Annotated in this window: 14 protein-coding genes and 2 pseudogenes; 13 read left to right on the top strand and 3 right to left on the bottom strand. The window is 49.3% G+C overall.

The features are described 5' to 3' along the window. Positions 1-82: 82 nt before the first annotated feature. The gene (locus HFP08_RS18715) at positions 83-2,257 is read right to left on the bottom strand and encodes a helix-turn-helix domain-containing protein (protein WP_168122126.1); all 2,175 of its coding nucleotides are present in this window, start codon (positions 2,255-2,257) and stop codon (positions 83-85) included. Positions 2,258-2,576: 319 nt separating this feature from the next. Between HFP08_RS18715 and HFP08_RS18710 the strand changes: the two genes are divergently transcribed. The 6 genes and pseudogenes from HFP08_RS18710 to HFP08_RS18690 all read left to right on the top strand — a co-directional run. Next, on the top strand, positions 2,577-3,749 hold the full coding sequence (locus tag HFP08_RS18710; RefSeq protein WP_168122125.1) for a GNAT family N-acetyltransferase: 1,173 nt from the start codon (positions 2,577-2,579) through the stop codon (positions 3,747-3,749). 67 nt (positions 3,750-3,816) lie between these two features. Beyond that, positions 3,817-4,560, top strand: a complete 744-nt coding sequence (locus HFP08_RS18705) for a 6-phosphogluconolactonase (RefSeq protein ID WP_168122124.1) — start codon at positions 3,817-3,819, stop codon at positions 4,558-4,560. After that, positions 4,553-6,001, top strand: a complete 1,449-nt coding sequence (locus tag HFP08_RS18700; RefSeq protein WP_168122123.1) for a hypothetical protein — start codon at positions 4,553-4,555, stop codon at positions 5,999-6,001. Before HFP08_RS18705 ends, HFP08_RS18700 begins: the two co-directional genes overlap by 8 nt. A 50-nt stretch (positions 6,002-6,051) precedes the next feature. Then, positions 6,052-7,125: a Gfo/Idh/MocA family protein gene (locus HFP08_RS18695; RefSeq protein WP_168122122.1), complete on the top strand. Its 1,074-nt coding sequence runs from the start codon at positions 6,052-6,054 to the stop codon at positions 7,123-7,125. Positions 7,126-7,374: 249 nt separating this feature from the next. After that, a pseudogene (locus tag HFP08_RS29615) lies at positions 7,375-7,818 on the top strand (AraC family ligand binding domain-containing protein); the annotation flags it as partial. A gap of 325 nt (positions 7,819-8,143) precedes the next feature. Beyond that, a pseudogene (locus tag HFP08_RS18690) lies at positions 8,144-8,621 on the top strand (beta-mannosidase); the annotation flags it as partial. A gap of 140 nt (positions 8,622-8,761) precedes the next feature. On the opposite strand, the gene HFP08_RS18685 reads toward HFP08_RS18690, so the two are convergent. Both HFP08_RS18685 and HFP08_RS18680 read right to left on the bottom strand, forming a co-directional pair. Further along, on the bottom strand, positions 8,762-9,589 hold the full coding sequence (locus tag HFP08_RS18685; protein ID WP_168122121.1) for a sugar phosphate isomerase/epimerase family protein: 828 nt from the start codon (positions 9,587-9,589) through the stop codon (positions 8,762-8,764). 16 nt (positions 9,590-9,605) lie between these two features. Further along, positions 9,606-10,802, bottom strand: coding sequence for a Gfo/Idh/MocA family protein (locus HFP08_RS18680; protein WP_168122120.1), 1,197 nt, complete (start codon positions 10,800-10,802; stop codon positions 9,606-9,608). A gap of 147 nt (positions 10,803-10,949) precedes the next feature. On the opposite strand from HFP08_RS18680, the gene HFP08_RS18675 reads away from it, so the two are divergent. The 7 genes from HFP08_RS18675 (at position 10,950) to HFP08_RS18645 (ending at position 17,573) form a co-directional block, all read left to right on the top strand. After that, positions 10,950-11,810, top strand: coding sequence for an AraC family transcriptional regulator (locus tag HFP08_RS18675; RefSeq protein WP_168122119.1), 861 nt, complete (start codon positions 10,950-10,952; stop codon positions 11,808-11,810). 143 nt (positions 11,811-11,953) lie between these two features. Next, positions 11,954-13,051, top strand: a complete 1,098-nt coding sequence (locus HFP08_RS18670) for an amidohydrolase family protein (protein ID WP_481856586.1) — start codon at positions 11,954-11,956, stop codon at positions 13,049-13,051. Between the two features lie 4 nt (positions 13,052-13,055). Continuing rightward, a complete protein-coding gene (locus tag HFP08_RS18665) occupies positions 13,056-13,418 on the top strand; it encodes a Rieske (2Fe-2S) protein (RefSeq protein WP_240941571.1) in 363 nt (120 codons plus the stop codon). Between the two features lie 30 nt (positions 13,419-13,448). Next, entirely contained in the window at positions 13,449-14,453 is a 1,005-nt protein-coding gene (locus tag HFP08_RS18660; RefSeq protein WP_168122116.1) for an NAD(P)/FAD-dependent oxidoreductase, read from the top strand. A 224-nt stretch (positions 14,454-14,677) separates the two neighbouring features. Next, positions 14,678-15,715 (top strand): LacI family DNA-binding transcriptional regulator, encoded by a 1,038-nt coding sequence (locus HFP08_RS18655; RefSeq protein ID WP_240941567.1) that lies wholly within the window; start codon positions 14,678-14,680, stop codon positions 15,713-15,715. Between the two features lie 42 nt (positions 15,716-15,757). After that, positions 15,758-16,675: an ABC transporter permease gene (locus tag HFP08_RS18650; RefSeq protein WP_168122115.1), complete on the top strand. Its 918-nt coding sequence runs from the start codon at positions 15,758-15,760 to the stop codon at positions 16,673-16,675. A 13-nt stretch (positions 16,676-16,688) separates the two neighbouring features. Next, positions 16,689-17,573 (top strand): carbohydrate ABC transporter permease, encoded by an 885-nt coding sequence (locus HFP08_RS18645; RefSeq protein ID WP_240941566.1) that lies wholly within the window; start codon positions 16,689-16,691, stop codon positions 17,571-17,573. Positions 17,574-17,576: the final 3 nt, after the last annotated feature.

Here is a 17,576-nt window from a genome sequence, read left to right as displayed (position 1 = left end):
AAGCAGCCATGATGTCTGCTTCCGCTCTTTTTGCAAAAAACCTTTACTATTTATTTCCGAGAGGCACAGAATCGAGGGTTTCTCATTTCAGGCGCTCCACTTTGCGGAATTCGCTCGGCGTCACGCCGGTAAATTTCTTGAACATTCGATTAAACGAGTTGATATTCTGATAACCGACCTTAGCGGCGGCATCCTGAATTTTCACATCGGAGCCGGATAATAGCTCTTTCGCTCGATCGACTCGGAACATGTTGACGTAATCCACGAAATAGATTCCGGTTTTTTCTTTGAAATAAGTGGAGAGGTAGCTTCGGGATAAGTTTAATTTGTCAGCCATCATCTCCAAGGTTATATCATGGGCATAATGTTTTTCCAAATGATCGAATACGAAGCTCGTAATATAATCTTCTTTCTCTTTTTTGCCCCTGATTAAATCTGCAATTTGAGGCAGCCACTCTTCAAACAGCTGTTCCAAATCTTCAAAGGTATGGTTGTTTTGCAGACAGTCTTGAAAGGTTTTCAGTACGTCCACATCCAGTTTATTGAAGAGAAAAGCCCGTTTTACACGATCGACAATATTGCTAATAAAAGCTTTCACCTGCTTCTCCGACGCTTCCTTTTTTTTCAGAACTCCCAGCTCGCGTTTGACGAATTGGATAATCTGAGCCTCGTTGCCGTTGTTCAAATTTACATTTATTTCTTCCTCTTGCGCAGGCATCAAATAATAGTTCGTCGGTTTCGCATCTGTAGCTGATAAAATCTGCGTTTTGTCATTATATTTTCTGTACTGCAGAAGCGATTTGGTTTGATCGAAGGACATTTTGAAATCATCCTCAGGATCATGCCGCTTGCTTAAGGCGATCGTCAAGAAGCAATACTCCCGGTCCAAATCGAGAACTTGTCTGATTTCATTCAGCGTTTCGAGCAGTCTTTGCGATCCCTGCTCGGAATAGACGACGGATAGCAATTGGTCGTTCTCGATTTGCAGAGTAAGAGACTCTTGAAATCGCTCTGAAACGACCTTATTAATATAAGTCATGATATAAGAGGTGGCTCGATCTTCGTTGACGTCGATTTCTTCGAACAGCCGCGGTTTGAAGGTTAGCTTGAACAGAACGAAGCGATAAGGTTCATTAATATCAATTAAGTCATTCAAGTAGCTTCCGTTGCTTCGAATGTTCCTCAACTCATTAATATAGGCCAAATGACGAAGAAGGGAGTTTTTCTCCTCGAGAGTTTGGTTAATATCCCAATTCGAGTCGAGCAGATGCTGAACCTTCTCCTGTATGATATTAAATTCTTTGATTCCGCTATGCTTCTGCCAGGGGAAGTCGTTCGTGAGCTGTTGAATCGAGTGTACGAGGCGTTTGACCGGACGATTGAGCCGAACGCTGAACAGGAAAGAAGCAAGGATGCTAATGATGACGGCAAAAACGAACAGAGCAACAAAGGTGTAATTCCATTTCATTTGCGATGCGATGCTGTCATCGGGGATGACGTTGACATAGATTAGCCCTGTCGATTCGCCTTTTTTATAGAAGTAATAATTTTTTCCTTGTTTGACGTATCCGAGATTTCCTTCAAATGCGGGGAAGGCGTCCTTTTGTTCTGCGCCTGTTGCGAAAAAGAGCTGTTGCGTCTCGTCCAAGATATAAAAGTTGTCGTTGATGGATTGATGATACGTCGCGAACAATTTATGCGCGTCGGCAAAGGCTATAATGTATACCGACGGATTGGTATTGTTTTTCACCACAATCGGAATCAGCACTTGGCTGCTGCTTAATTTATCGGCATAGACAAGCTCAGAGAAGACAGAGTTCGGCAATATCCTTGTGACATAGGGGGCGTCAAACTGCGCTTTCCAAAAATCGTATGAATAGTCTTGGCTGACATAATAGCGTCCGAACATAACGTCCGCGTCAGCACCCCGCGATTTTTCCAAGGTAACGCCGCTTTTCTCGTAGTAGACAATCATGTTTTCAAGAAAGAGCGATTGGTTGGCCAGGAAAATCTGGAGCTCGTCCATCAACTGGCTGCCGGATGCATAATTAAATTCAGGTTTATTGAATTCCGTAACTTTTTCGTTTAAAGAGAAGGTCAGGACAGAGTTCTCGATGAGCTGAAAGGTGGCTTCATAATTTTCTGTCGTGTTTTTCAAGTTTGCGTTGTTATAGGTAATGAGCTCATTTTTAATATGACCTCTGAAGAATAAAACCGAATACAAAGTGAATGAAACGAGGAGCATCACGATGGTCATAAAGCTTAGTAGTAGCCAGAAGAACAAAGAATATGACTTTGCGCCGAACTTGGGTAGCTTCTTCAGCTTTGTGATCATCTCTATGCGAACAACTCACTTCCGTCAAGGTTTTAGTTGCAAAACCCGATTTAAATTATTTTATTATTCTAGTAGATTGTCCGCCGTCGAGCAATAGTCACATTTTAATAAGCTCACTACAATTTTGGGTACTGCAAATAAAATGAATGATAACAAATTCTGCTCGTTTCTTTGACGGAAGCGATTCGTTAAAGTATGGACAAGAAGCGAAAAAAGAATCGCTCTGAAGGGAGGGACGTCAATGATAAGAACCATTCGACCCCAAGAGATTGAACAATCGCTTAAGCTGACTCAGGTTGCGTTTGGGGTTCAGTTCTCGGACGAGCAAGAGAAAGAGCGCAGAGACCAAATGAATACGAATGAGTATTTGGGCTTTTTCGTCGACGGTTCTCTTGCATCACAGCTCGCGATTCTCCCGCTTCGCATTTATTTGCAGGGAGCCGTGCTGGAAATGGGCGGAATAGCACATGTCGCTTCCTATCCGGAATTGCGTAAGCAGGGAATGGCAGGAAAACTGCTAGCAAGCAGTTTAGAAAAAATGAAAACAAACGGGCAGTCTGTCTCCATGTTAAATCCGTTCTCATATGCGTTCTATCGCAAATATGGATGGGAATACTTTGCCGTCGAAAAGACGTATACGTTCGATATGTCGGTAATTCCGAAGCATATGTCGCCTGAAGGAGGAAGCGTCAAGCGAATGAAAGCATCGGATTGGCGAACGGCTAAAATAATCTATGACGCTTACGCCCTTCGTTATAACGGGATGCTTGTTCGCGACGAGCGTTGGTGGATAAGCCAGGTGTTCAAGCGTAAGCCGGGATATTTTACCGTCTACTATAATGTGAAAGGCGCTCCAATGGGTTATTTGCTGTTCGATATCAAAGCTACATTCATGAATATACATGAGATCGTATACTTGGATGAATCCGCCAGACGCGGATTATGGCAGTTTGTCGGCAATCACTCTCCGATTGTTAATCGCATTGGCTTTCATGCGCCGATCGACGATCCGTTTTTGTTTACAATGTCCGAACCAAAGCTTCAGCAAGAGCTTTCTCCTAAATGTATGGTCAGAATCGTCGATGTCGGCGCATTTATCGGTCAGTACCGCTTTGCTCACGAGAGAGCGCCTGCCAAGCTGACAATTCGCTTGAAGGATGAGCATGCGGAATGGAACCGAGGCTTATGGGATATCGTCATACACAGCGATGGAAGCGGAAGCGCCGCTCGCTGTGAGGATGACCGAAAAAGCGTGGTCAGCTGCGATATTCAGACCTTTTCGACGATGATGATCGGCTGTCAACGCCCGGAGCAGCTAGCTCTGCTCGGGAGCTTGCGCGGGAACGCCGAAGAAATCGGGAAATGGGAAAGGGCCATTCCGCGGCGAATTTCCTATTCGTCCGATTTGTTCTAAGCAAACGGAGGAGTGGGGAGCAAGCTTGTATTGCGAATCGAATTTTAATTAATAGGGGGATATATACATGGAAATTCATATTTCAATCGACGCGAAGCAATTGGGAATAAGGGCGGCCGAACACGCCGCCGGCATTTTGCAGGAGGCAATTAATCGGCAAGGAAGCGCCAGACTGCTTTTGTCAACCGGATCTTCTCAATTCGAGTTTTTTCAATCGTTCGTCAAGCAGCCTATTGAATGGGACAAGGTTGTCATGTTCCATTTGGATGAATACGCGGGCATAGCGGATTCGCATCCGGCAAGCTTTCAACTGTATTTGAAGGAGAGGTTCATTCGCCATATCACCACCCTGGGCGGCTATCATCTAATCGACGCTTCAGGCGATATTCAGGAAACGATCGTTCGATTGAATGCGGCGGTGACTGAAGCGCCTATAGATCTCGCGCTGATCGGCATCGGAGAAAACGCGCATATCGCGTTTAACGACCCTCCGGCGAACTTTACAACAGAGGAGCCCTATATCGTCGTCGATCTGGATCATGCTTGCAAGCTGCAGCAGGTTGGCGAGGGTTGGTTTAATAACGTAGACAATGTGCCCTTGCAGGCCGTTACAATGAGCGTTCGTCAGATTATGAAGAGCAAGGCCATTATTTCTTGTGTTCCGCATGCCGTGAAAGCGGATGCGATTAAGCGAACGCTCGAGAGTGACATCAATCCGCTCGTTCCTGCCTCGATGCTGAAGACGCATCCCAATTGGAAACTCTTTCTGGATCGGGATTCTGCCGCTCATGTGGTTAAAAAGAATGAATAGGAACACGGGGACGTTTCGTAGTCTGAATCAAGGTCCATTCACGATCCATCAAGACGAAGGATGGCGAACGTTAGCCGCAACAACGCCATCCAGAAATTATGCTCGTAATATTGGCTACGGTTTTATCGGATATACGTGGGAAGAGAACGGCCCTTCGCTAGCTGTGCGAAATGGCGAAGAAACGCTGGAGACACATGTGGAAAATGTGGCATCAATGAATATAACCGATGTTTTGTATATAAGATGCGATTGGCGAGACGTTCAGAAGCGTCCAGGAAGGCTGGATTTGCATCCCGTTTGGGAATTGACGATGGATGCGGCGCGAAGGCATGGATTGCGCGTCGCCTTTCGCGTTCAAATGTCCAGTCCGAATTTCCAACCGCAACGTCTGGCTTTGCCCGATTTCGTAGCGGATAAGGTTCCAATGGTTGATATTGGAAATCATGCCGGAAGTTCATTCGTGTATGTTGAGCCCAGGTACGATCATCCGAAATTTCAGTCTGCTTTTCGCGAGTTGAACGAGCTGTTGGCCGATCGCTTTGACAATCAACCGAATATGGAGTTCGTCGACCTGATGATGTACGGCTTTTGGGGAGAAGGCCATACAGGAGCCTTTCCTCATCCCTTCCCCGACTATTATACAGCTGAAACGACATGCCTTGCGATGGCGGAGCTGCAACTCGATATATGGCGCAAAGTTCCACTCGCCGTCAATACGCAGACCGATATTAATGGCGTCGGCAACGATGCCGTCAGGCAATTGGCTCTTGCTCAAGGCTGTTGGCTCCGCTCCGACAGCATTCTTATCGAGGAGCCTGAGCAGATCGGACAAATTGCGGGACGCCCGCCGGGAACTGCGGTGATTATGGAGGACGGCGATTTCCGCCATTATCGCATGGAGGATATTCCTGAAGATTCAGCCGGTATCAGCAGAATGGAAAACGCCATGCTTCATGTTCCCGATCTGGGAGCCAATTACTGGTCTTTATGGACGGAAGCGGCTCAGGTTCGCCGCTTCGCCGAGCATAATCCATACGGATTCCAGCGCTTGCGTGAGAGAATGGGGTACCGAATCAGACCTTCATGGATCTGGCAACGCAAGCGCCATGGCACAGACGAGATTATTGTCGCCATCGCCAACGATGGCGGATCAGGCATGCCGGGTGTGCTCTGGTTACAATTGGAGAGTGTGAATGGGAGGTTATGTATGACCGGCAGTATAGACAAAGGCCAGCCTTTTGGGGGCCAGCTTCGGCTTGCATCCTTTGTTCTGCCGCCCGATTTCGGCTGCAAGGAACTGCTGCTGCGCGCCATGCTGGAGACAAAGCCAGGCGTTCTTCATTCGGTTCAATGGAGCTGCGCACAGCTTCTGCAGTCTGATGGAGCATTCCCGATTCGCTTGGCCGGGCACGAGGGTGAGGGATGGCGCAAGGGGGTATAACCTAGGGGCCAAGGGCAGCCGATAAACGCGTAAAAAGGAGAATATCATACATGAGCCATCAGATTATTAGAGTCGGCATTATCGGATTAGGAAGAAGCGGTCGCGACATCCATGGGCAGTCCCTGTCCAGGCTGTCGCAGCAATTCCATATCGCTGCAGTTGCTGATTCCATTCCCGAGAGGCGTCTTCTGGCGGAGAAGGAATATGGATGCAAGGCTTATGCTTCCTGGCAAGAGATGGTGGAAAACGAGCAACTCGGCTTGGTCGTCAACGCGTCTCCCAGTCATCAGCATGTACCGATTTCATTGGCATTGTTAGCGATGGGCATGCATGTTCTTTGCGAGAAGCCTCTGGCGGGAAGCGTGGAAGAAGTTGATTTGTTAATAGAAGCTTCCGAGCGATTCGGCAAACAATTAGCCGTATTCCATCAGGCTCGTTATATGCCGGCTTATGTTCGCATTCGCGAAATTATCGAATCCGGTGTTCTGGGGCGCATTGTCCACATTCACTTCACTTCAGGCGTTTTCGCGCGCAGATGGGACTGGCAGACGCTGAAGCGAAATAACGGTGGAACCCTGCTAAATACAGGCTCACACATAGTCGATCAAGCGCTTCAATTATTCGGGACGGAGCTTATGCCTGATATTACATGCATCATGGATCAGGCAAATTCATTCGGGGATGCGGAAGACTTTGTAAAAATTCTTATGAGAGGCGGGGGACGCCCTGCCGTCGATCTGGAAGTATCTTCATGCAACGTATTTCCTGGCCCCATGTTCGCTATTCAAGGTACGAACGGCGGGTTGCAAGGCAGCAATGAACGGTTGGAGTGGAAATATTTCAAACCCGATGAGGCTCCTGCTCAACATTTAATTACACAGCCTTTGGTAGATCGTAAGGGTATGCCGTCCTATTGTCGCGAAACGCTAATTTGGCATACAGAGAATTGGAAACTGGACTTGCCGGAAGGGAAGAGCGAGTCCGAAGAAATGACTGAACAATTGTATGCCATGCTTTATCGTTCACTGGTTCACGGGGATGAATTAGCAATCAAGCCGCAACAGGTTCGGCAGCAATTAGCTCTCATAGAAGAGTGCAGACGTCAAAATCCGCATATTTATTGAAGGAATCACCTCTGCGGCATCTGGAAGAGCAACGGGAGCCTATCGGCAGAGAGCTGAAACAAGCAAACGCCGTGGCTGGCCAGAGGCGAGGATATAGCCGGATATTCATTCGATCATGTATAATGGCTAGTAGAATAACGGTTGGAGGAAGAAAGCGGCATATGGAGTCGCCCGAGAGGCTGCTGGAAAGCAGTATCGATCGGACATTCAAGTAGAAATTCGGCTGTTCGTTTGGGGAATATAGGAATTATGCGAATGTATGGCGAAGAGGCGGGAGTTAATCGTCTGCTGGCCCTAGTGAAGGGAGAGGATGTTATGACACGATATCAGGATATCCAAATGGAGCAAGAGCTGATCTTCGAGGATAAACTAGCCACCTTCACGGAGCATGACGTGCATTTGCATGATGCGCTTGAGATTAGCGTGCTGATTGAGAATGAGGCCATCTACCGTTTGTCGAAGGGAGATCTGGTCGGCGCCCCAGGAGATGTATTCCTGTTTCGTCCATTCGAGTCGCACTGGACTCTTGTAAGGGAGCAAGACCGACCCGCTCGTTGGATCATGATCTTGTTCATGCCCGGATTTGTTCGTCATGTACCCGATGGCTTTAAGCTGCTGGCGCCTTTCTACGCCATGGACGGCATCTCGCCGCTGCTCCCGGCATCGAGCCCTTATGCTCAGCGCATAAGGGCTCTTGCCCGGCAAGGCGTCGAGGAGACACGCTGCCGGGAGACAGGCTGGAAAGCAAGGCATCACGCCATCTTGATTGAGGTGCTGGTCGCCATTAACCGCTGGTATCGGGATGCGATTGCTAATCAGCAACGGGAAACGGAGCCTGGCGTCATCCGCGCAGTGGAGTATATGCTTCAGCATTACGGGCAGGACATCGCCTCAGGCGAACTGTTGGAGGTGTCAGGTATGAGAAAAACATGGTTCTACCGCAAATTCCATGAAGTGACAGCGTTATCGCCGCATGATTTCATTACCAGGCTGCGGCTTCAGCATGCTTCCTATCTGCTCCGAATTCGGGTTCCAATCGTTCCCGTCGCTGAAGACGGTGGAGCAATTCACCGAGGAGAGCGACCGCAACATCTTCACGCACGTGATGGAATCGCATCAGAAAAACCCCGGAGGCAACGGCAAGATTCTCCATGGCATCTCTGAAAATTTCTTGTATCCGAAGTCCTTCGATTCGCTGCTGTACGTCTCACAGCTGCTTCAAGCGGAGGCCATGCGCTACGGCGTCGAGCATTGGAGAAGAAATCGCGGGCGCTGCATGGGCTCCGTCTATTGGCAGCTTAATGATTGGCTGGCCGGTAGCTTCGTGGTCGAGCTTGGACTATTACGGCAGATGGAAGGCGCTTCATTACAGCGCCAAGCGCTTCTACGCGCCGCTGCTGATTTCGGCCGAAGAGGAAGGAACGAGCGTCGCGATAAGCGTAACGAACGATACGTTGGAGAAGGTAAGCGGGGCAATGGAATGGAAGCTGCGAGATCAATGATGATTTTGAATAAGGTTGCCGCACTTCCACAGAGGCATAAGCGTTATTATCAGCATAACAAATTCGATTGGAACTCGCTGTATATATTTTTACTCCAATATCAATTTGTCAAGCAGCTCAAAGCGTTGATGCGGTTACTTCCAATTAATTCTGTGTTTCGCCAATATCGAGGTCAGCGCATGAATCGCCGTCCGAACCCGTTCGGGATCGGTGGCGTTCGGCAAATACTTGTGCATATGAGGCTCGACAGACAAGAAGCCGCTGAAGCCGCGCTCGTTCAGCGCCACTATTAATTCCTCCACCTTGCCTTGACCGACTCCGGCAGGCACGAACTGCCTTGGCTCGCGTATCGCGTCTTTAATATGAACATAGCCGATATGCTCGGCAACGACCGGATAAGCTTCCCCCATGGGCTCGACATCCGACAGCACATAGTTGCCCGCATCAAAAGCGAATGTGACGGCAGGCGACTGACAATGCTCGATGATGTCCATACCGCCCTTATAGTTGCTGCCGTACATATCGTTGTCATTCTCGAGCAGCAGCGTAACGCCGCCCCGCTCGGCCGCTTCCGTAAGTCGTTTCATGCGATACAGAACTTCGTCGCGATAGGCTTCGCGCGGCTCATTCTCAGGCAGATAGCAAGAGAAAATGCGAATATTCGGCGTTTCGAGCGCATGCGCCGCAGCCATGGCTCGTTCCATCGCTTGGAGTTGAGGCTCGAAGGGTGAAGTAACCGGGTACTTGCCGATTGGAGAAGCGATGGAGGATACGGCAAAGCCTCTATCCTTCAGAATCCCTCCAAGCCGGGTCAACTCCTCCGAACTAAGCTCCAACACATTTTTATCCCAAAGCTTTCGAATTTCAAGATGGCGAAAGCCCTCTTGCTCCAGCACATCCAATTGTTCATTCAAGTCCGAAGAAATTTCATCTGCAAAGCAAGTTAATAGAAATGGGCTCATATCGCGCTCGCTCCTTCTAACCATTACTTCCGAAGGAAGCAGACAAATCGTCATTTCCTTCCATCGGCTTCACAGTTTTTTTGACATACTTCGAATTTGCGGCCAGTTCCTTGAGCGTGGCCTCGAACGCATCTGTATCGAATGGCACTGCGAGCGCTTGACCGGAGAAGGAAGACAGCATGATGCCATTAGCAAGTACAAGCGATCTTGGGCCTTCCCAGCCTTCTGCGACAAGTTTTTCTGTACCGCCCTTCAGTCGGTCGAAGAACCGGGAAGCGACATATTCATGCGGATTCGGCAGATTCTGCTCCAGCGGAATGGCGATTCGTTCCGGCTTCACCGTATTGAATTTTTGATCGGTTTCCCGCGAATGCTTCAGCATGGACTTTGGATTTTTGTGGAATACGAGTTCGCCTTCCTCCAGCACAAGCTTACCATGCTCGCCGATAATTTCCAGGCGATTCGTTCCCGGGATTTCCGCGGTCGTTACGATGAGATGCCCGATCATTCCGTTATCATGCTCGAAGTAGGCGGTCACCTCATCCTCCACCTCGATATCATGATATTTGCCGATATGGGCATGTCCCGAGATCAGCGTCGGCAGACCGAAGAGCCATTGGTACATATCGAGCGTATGCGGACATTGGTTCGTCAGAATGCCGCCGCCTTCCCCTGCCCAAGTGGCGCGCCAGTCGCCGCTGTCATAGTAGGTCTGGCTGCGGAACCATTTGGTATGAATCCATGTCGCTCGCGTGAGCTGCCCGAGCTCGCCGCTCTCGATCATCTCTTTGACCTTGCGGTAGCCGGGGTATGTACGTTCCTGAAACATCAAGCCGAACTGCAGGTCGGGATATTGCCGCTTGGCGTCCTCATAGGCGGCGAGCATCCGATTGGCATCATTCAGATGAACGGCGATTGGCTTCTCGCAGAGCACATGGATGCCTCGCCCGAACGCTTCGATTGCAACAGACGGATGATCGAAGTGGGGAACCGCGATAACGACGGCGTCCAGCTCCGCTTTCTCCAGAAGCTGCTTGTAATCGTAGTAGGCATCCGCACCGTATTCGGCAGCAATCGCATCCGCTTTGTCCTTCATCACGTCGCACACGCCGACCAACCGCACGCCTTCGGCAGTGTTAAGATACTTGGCATGAATGCCGCTTCCAATGCCGCCAAGGCCAACAAGTCCAATTTTAATTAATTTTGAGTTCATGATAAACCTCCTGTTTCGCTTTTTGTATGAAATGACTTCTATTCCTCCTCCTTCTTATTGTAAAATGATTAAATCACAACTTCTTGGTAATGTTTGCTCAAAATATTGGAATTATTGCTGTTTCGCCGAAGAGGAGGAGCCTTCCAGATGGAGCGTTATTTGCATGACATGAGTAAAAGCGTTAAGTATTCGCATATGACCAAAGCCGTGCATAATGTTGATTTTCATCTTCATGCGGGATGTGAAATTTATGTATTACTTCAAGGCGATGTGCGTTATTTTGTGGAAAAAACGGTGTATCCGCTGCAATATGGAGATTTGATTATTACGAACGAGCAAGAAATTCACAAGCCCTCCTTCAATTCCGATGAGCTGTACGAGAGGGTAACAATCGAGTTCAATCCTAATATGGCCAAGGCATTCGCGACTTCCGATTACAATCCGCTTGCTTGCTTCTATGATCGGAATAACGGCAAGGGCAACAAGCTGTCGCTTACCTCGAAGGAAATGTCGCAAATATTGGAGCTGTTCAAAAAGTACGAAAGCATTGACCGGATCAACGCGGACGGCGCGGCAGTGCTTAAGCTGGCTTGCATCATGGAGATACTGGTTGCGATCAACAATATCTACTATCGCCGAACTCATGAACATCATGAATTGGATATTCATCACAAGCTGACGCCGATCCTGGATTACATCGAGCTGCATCTGCATGAACCGCTGACACTCGAGCTGCTGCAGAACCGTTTCTTCATCAGCAAATATCATTTGCTTAGAGTGTTCAAGCAATATACGGGCAGCACGGTGCATGAATACATTGTGACTAAGCGAATTGCGATGGCCAAAAAATATTTGTCGGAGGGCATGAGCGTGCTCGATGCAAGCTTGCGATGCGGATTCAATGACTATACCAGCTTCCTTCGCATGTTCAAGAAAAAAATCGGAGTGCCTCCGAAGGAATATCAGCAGGGAGCTAGACTCGGGCAATCGGCACCACGCGACAGGTAAGCGGACCTGGTTAAGGAGAGCGCCGAGCCATGCTGCGTAGATATAACAATAATCCAGCTTTTCATTTCTTTTCTTCATGTACCCCCATGCGGCCGCGTTGTAAAGTAGAGGTAAATAAGCGGTTGCATGAAAACCATGAGGAGATGAAGACGATGGCAAAACCACGAATTATTGACACGGATGTCCATAACGCGATTGCCCATTCCAAGGATTTGCTTCCCTACTTGCCGCGTGTTTGGCATGAATATTGGAAGAAGGCGGGAGCTGGTTACGGCGGAGGCTGGCATTCCTCGGTGGGCGTAATGCGCTCCGACGCGGTGCCGGAAGACGGCGGCGTTCCCGGCAGCGATCCTCAGTTTATGCTGAAGCATCATTTCCAGAGGTACGGAATTGATTATGGCATTCTGACCGGCTCTGGCATTCTGGGCATCTCGATTAATCCGAATCCGGATTACGCGAATGTGGTGGCGAGCGCGTACAATGACTGGCTTGTAGAGACTTGGCTGAATGCGAGTCCGGTGTACAAAGGCTCGATTCTGATCAATCATTCCGACCCTGGGGCGGCGGCCAAAGAGATTGACCGCATGGCCGGCAACAAAAATATGGTGCAGGTCATTATGTGCAGCGGCTCGCGCATGCTGTACGGACAGCGCTTCTATCATCCGATCTACGAAGCGGCGGAACGAAACGGATTGCCGGTTGCCGTTCATCCCGGCACGGAAGGACGCGGCATTACGGGTCAGCCGACGCCGTCGGGCTATCCAACTTCCTATTTCGAATGGCATAATATTCTTCCGATTAACTATATGGCGCATGTCAACTCCTTGGTGTGCGAAGGCGTGTTCGAGAAGTTTCCGAAGCTGAAATTCGTTGCGATCGAGGGCGGCATCGCCTGGCTGCCTCATCTAATGTGGCGCATGGATAAAAATTATAAAGGGCTGCGCGATCTCGTGCCGTGGTTGAAGCGTCTGCCGTCCGAATACATTACGGAGCATATCCGCTTGACGACGCAGCCGATTGAGGAGCCTGCGAACGGCGAGTATTTGAATCAAATCCTGGATATGGTCGATGCGAGCAAAACGGTCATGTTCTCTTCCGATTATCCGCATTGGGATTTCGACAATCCGAAGATGGCGCTTGCGCCGATTCGCAAAGATTTGCGACAGCGCATCTTGGCCGACAACGCCATGGAGCTGTATGGCCTGCATGAAGCTCCGGCTGCTGCGAAGAAGGAGGCGTAGGCATATGGCAAAACTGGAGACGCGTTACGAGGTAGGCTCGGTGGAGGAACTGAGGCAGAAGGGCAGAATAATCGCAACGGTCAAAGGCATGGAGCTCGGCATATTCGCGGTTGGCGACGACTATTACGCCTGGCGGAATCTGTGTCCGCATGGAGGCGCCCCGGTGTGCGAAGGGGTCGTGTGCGGCACGAGGCTCCCGTCGCTTGTCTACGAATACAAGTATGGCAAGGATCGCGAGATTCTAAGATGTCCGTGGCATGGCTGGGAGTTCGATTTGCTGACGGGGCAGCATCTGGTCAATGACAAGGTGAAGCTCAGGGGATATGGGGTCGTAGAGGAAGACGGCCAATTATATGTAGTCGTATAAGGACAAAAGAGATAACGGAGGCAATTATACGTGTCTGGAAAATATAGCAAAGAGCAACCTGTAGATATTCTCATTATCGGGGGCGGGCCATCCGGCTTGTTCGCGGCGTTCTACGGCGGCATGCGGCAGGCTTCGGTGCTGCTTGTCGAGAGCATGCCGCAGCTCGGCGGCCAGCTTGCTGCCTTGTATCCCGAAAAGTACATTTACGATGTAGCGGGATTTCCGAAAGTGACGGCGCAGGAACTGGTCGATCGGCTGAAAGAGCAGCTTAGCCATTTCGATACCGACATCGCGCTCGAGGAGAAGGTGCTGAACGTCGTCAAGCTTGATGAGAGACTGTTCGAGGTGGCGACGGATAGAGCGGTTCATTATGCCAGGTCCGTTATTATTACGGGCGGCGTCGGAGCGTTCGAGCCAAGGCGGCTGGAGCTGATTGAAGCGCCGAGATTTGAGCGGAGCAACTTGCATTATTTCGTAAGCGATTTGCAGCAATTCAAAGGGCAGAAGGTGTTGATCAGCGGCGGCGGCGATTCGGCGGTGGACTGGTCGCTCATGCTCGAGGGGATCGCGGAGCAAGTCACGCTGATTCATCGCCGGGACAAATTCCGAGCTCATGAGCATAGCGTAGAAGCGCTGGGGCAGTCCAAAGTACAGGTGATTACGCCTGCTCAGCTGTCTGCGCTCCATGGGAACGAGCGAATCGAAGCGGTGACGCTCAGCGATATGAAGTCCGGGGCAGAGTTGCGGCTTGATGTCGATGCTGTCATTGTCAACTTCGGCTTCGTATCGTCGCTCGGTCCGATTGCGGAATGGGGCATTGACATTGAAGGCGGTTCAATTGTCGTCGACACCCGCATGGAGACGAGCGTGCCCGGCATTTTCGCCGCAGGCGATATTACAACATACCCCGGCAAGCTGAAGCTGATCGCGGTAGGGTTCGGGGAAGCGCCGACGGCAATCAACAATGCCAAGGTGTACGTCGATCCGACAGCGAAGCTGTCGCCCGGTCACAGCAGCAATATGAAGCGGGTTTAGCAAGAAGCGATTGTCGCCGTCAGAGCGATGATCGCTTCTTGCTTTCTTTCGTTTCAGGACGAATAGAATCACTATTTTATGATGTAAACGCTATATTCTGTGTTTACAAGAGAGAAACGATATGTTAAGATCTATTTGTAAAGTTGCTAAAACGATTTAGCTAAACGTTCTAGCATAACGATTTAGCAATCTGTGAAAAGATGACATGACATGAATGGCAAGGATTGGAGGGGGAAGACATAGCCAGTATTAAGGAAATAGCAGAGCTTGCGGGTGTATCAAAAAGCACGGTCTCGATTATACTCAACGGCAAGGCCAAGGAGTATCGCATATCCGAGGCGACGCAGGCGAAGGTGCATAAAGCTGCTCAGCAGCTTGACTACAAACCGAATATTTCGGCCAAGCGTCTTCGTACGAGCGGGGAGACGGTCAAGCCGATTATTGCGTTGTTCTGGACGGTTGACGCGCGGACACAGCTGATTAACCGATTTTTGAAAGCCATTCAACATACGCTTAACGAAAGTGGCAACGAGTATGAGCTGCTTATTCAACCTTATGTCGGATCGCGATTATGCGATGAAACAAGCTTGCTCACAGGAACAAGGTTTAACGGCGCCATTATTGCGAATGCTACTGTGGAAGACGAGTTATTTCTTGCAAACACGGACATCAGCGTGCCGACGGTGCTGTATTTGCGCGATTCCGACAAGTATTGCTGTGTCAACATCGATCATTACAAGGCGGGCAAGGAAGTGGCTGCTTTGTTCGCGGCAAGGGGGCATCGCCGGATCGGGGTAGTTATTCCATCTGTATCCTCCCATGCGATCGATTCCAGGGGAAGAGGATTTATGGACGGTTGTGCCGAGTTTGACCTCGATTTACCCGAAAATCGCATTGTGTATGACCAATATACGGAAGAAGGAGGATACCTCGCGGCCCGGACCTTAGCTGCCTGTTCAGAAAGGCCGTCGGCGGTATTTTTTCTAAGCGATCAGATGGCGATTGGCGGGTTGCATGGGTTTCATGAGCTTGGTATATCAATTCCGGGCGATATTGAGATTATTGGACACGACAACGAGAGCGCTTCTCGCTATTCTATTCCGTCGCTAACTACCATGCACTTGCCTGTCGAGGAAATGGCGTCCGCCTGTTTCAAGCTGATAGTTGACTTAATGGATCACAAGCTCATGTCGCCGCAATCGCAGAAATTTGATTACTATCTGGCCGTCAGGCAGAGCTGCGGGGCTGCTGTAGAACATTAAATAACAGAATATTCCGACTTTAAAGCAGGGGAGGATACGGGGATGGTTGAGAATAGTCGATGGTTGCATGCGCGCAGAAACATAATCAGAGGCAAGTATCTGTATTTAATGCTGCTTCTCCCTATCGGTTATTTCGCATTGTTCAAGTATGGACCGATGTACGGCGTTCTGATCGCGTTCAAGGACTTTAAGGTTTATGACGGAATCTGGGGCAGCAATTGGGTGGGTTTCAAATATTTCTCTCAATTTTTATCCGATCCGAACTTCTGGGTATTGGTGAAGAATACGATACTCCTTGGCTTGTATATGCTGTTGTTTGGGTTTCCTGCGCCAATCATCTTTGCGCTTCTGATCAATGAAATTCGACAGAAGTGGTACAAGAAGACCGTACAGACGATCAGTTATCTGCCGCATTTTATTTCCATGGTTGTTGTTTCGATGATTGTTACCTTCGTCAAGGAAGACGGGCTTATTAATCAGTTGACCGGAGTGTTCGGCGCAAAGCCGATTTCCTTTCTGCTGCACGCGGAATGGTTCCGATCTATCTTTGTGGCAAGCGAAATATGGCAAACGGTTGGATGGAGCTCAATTATTTATTTGGCGGCATTGTCCAATGTCAATCCGGAGGAAATTGAAGCATCGGTTATCGATGGCGCCAATCGTTTGCAGCAATTGCGATTTGTTACGCTGCCGGCTATTGCGCCGACTATTCTAATTATGTTTATTATGAACGTCGGCTCCATCCTGGACGTGTCGTTCGAGAAGGTGCTGCTGCTGCAAAATTCGTCGATTTACGAGACTGCCGACGTCATTTCGACTTATGTATTCCGAAAGGGTCTCGAAGGATTCCAGTACAGCTACGCTACGGCTGTCGGCCTGTTCAATTCCGTTGTTAATCTGATGTTCCTGGTTGCGGCCAATCAGTTGTCGCGCAAATTCGGAAGCACGAGTCTGTGGTAGAGGAGGGGGCGTTGTGAGTATACGCCAAAGCTGGACGGAAAAAACGTTTGAAGCGATAAACCTGTTGCTGATGCTGGGTATATCGATAGCAATGCTTTATCCTTTCTATTATATGTTCATTGTTTCCATAAGCGATAATGTGTCGGTTATGACCAATCAGGTTAAATGGCTGCCCGTCAATTGGTCTTTTAGGGCATACGCTGCCGTATTCAAGGACCCGTTGATCCTGAGAGGTTTCCTAAATTCGTTTACGTACATGATCGTGGGAACTGCGCTTAATATGTTAATGACCGCGCTTTGCGCTTATCCGCTGTCCCGACATGATTTATATGGTAGAAATATGTTTATGAAAATGATCGTATTTACGATGTTCTTCAGCGGAGGATTGATACCGCTGTTCCTGCTGGTGTCCAATCTCGGATTAATTAATTCGATCGGAGCCGTTGTGCTGCCGGGGGCAATCAGTGTCTTCAACATGATTATAATGCGTTCGTTCTTCCAGTCGATTCCATTTGCCTTGACGGAGTCGGCGCATATTGACGGAGCAAACGATGTCTACGTGTTCGCCAAAATCATTCTTCCGCTTTCCATGCCGATTGTGGCGACGCTTATTCTGTTCTATGCGGTCGCGCAGTGGAACGCCTTTCTCGGTCCGCTCATGTTTCTCACGGAAAAAGCCCATTATCCCATTCAACTCTTTGTCCGAAACATTGTCATTGAGGGACAAACAGCCGATATCGGAATGGCAATTAATGAGACGGCGGTCGCGGGCGCAACTGCAGAGAAGTCGATTAAGTACGCGATTATACTTGCCGCAGCCGCTCCTGTTATGCTTATTTACCCGTTCATTATCAAGTATTTCGAGAAGGGGGTGATGGTGGGATCGGTCAAGGGTTAACGC

This window comes from Paenibacillus sp. HB172176, from assembly GCF_011947265.1.
Taxonomy (GTDB): domain Bacteria; phylum Bacillota; class Bacilli; order Paenibacillales; family Paenibacillaceae; genus Pristimantibacillus.
Note: the sequence above shows the minus strand (reverse complement) of the source record. Positions and strands in the feature narration are given on the sequence as shown.

Coding starts and splice junctions, on each gene's coding strand:
- HFP08_RS18715 (WP_168122126.1), bottom strand. CDS start 2,257: ATGACCATCGTGATGCTCCTCGTTTCATTCACTTTGTATTCGGTTTTA.
- HFP08_RS18710 (WP_168122125.1), top strand. CDS start 2,577: ATGATAAGAACCATTCGACCCCAAGAGATTGAACAATCGCTTAAGCTG.
- HFP08_RS18705 (WP_168122124.1), top strand. CDS start 3,817: ATGGAAATTCATATTTCAATCGACGCGAAGCAATTGGGAATAAGGGCG.
- HFP08_RS18700 (WP_168122123.1), top strand. CDS start 4,553: ATGAATAGGAACACGGGGACGTTTCGTAGTCTGAATCAAGGTCCATTC.
- HFP08_RS18695 (WP_168122122.1), top strand. CDS start 6,052: ATGAGCCATCAGATTATTAGAGTCGGCATTATCGGATTAGGAAGAAGC.
- HFP08_RS18685 (WP_168122121.1), bottom strand. CDS start 9,589: ATGAGCCCATTTCTATTAACTTGCTTTGCAGATGAAATTTCTTCGGAC.
- HFP08_RS18680 (WP_168122120.1), bottom strand. CDS start 10,802: ATGAACTCAAAATTAATTAAAATTGGACTTGTTGGCCTTGGCGGCATT.
- HFP08_RS18675 (WP_168122119.1), top strand. CDS start 10,950: ATGGAGCGTTATTTGCATGACATGAGTAAAAGCGTTAAGTATTCGCAT.
- HFP08_RS18670 (WP_481856586.1), top strand. CDS start 11,954: ATGAAGACGATGGCAAAACCACGAATTATTGACACGGATGTCCATAAC.
- HFP08_RS18665 (WP_240941571.1), top strand. CDS start 13,056: ATGGCAAAACTGGAGACGCGTTACGAGGTAGGCTCGGTGGAGGAACTG.
- HFP08_RS18650 (WP_168122115.1), top strand. CDS start 15,758: ATGGTTGAGAATAGTCGATGGTTGCATGCGCGCAGAAACATAATCAGA.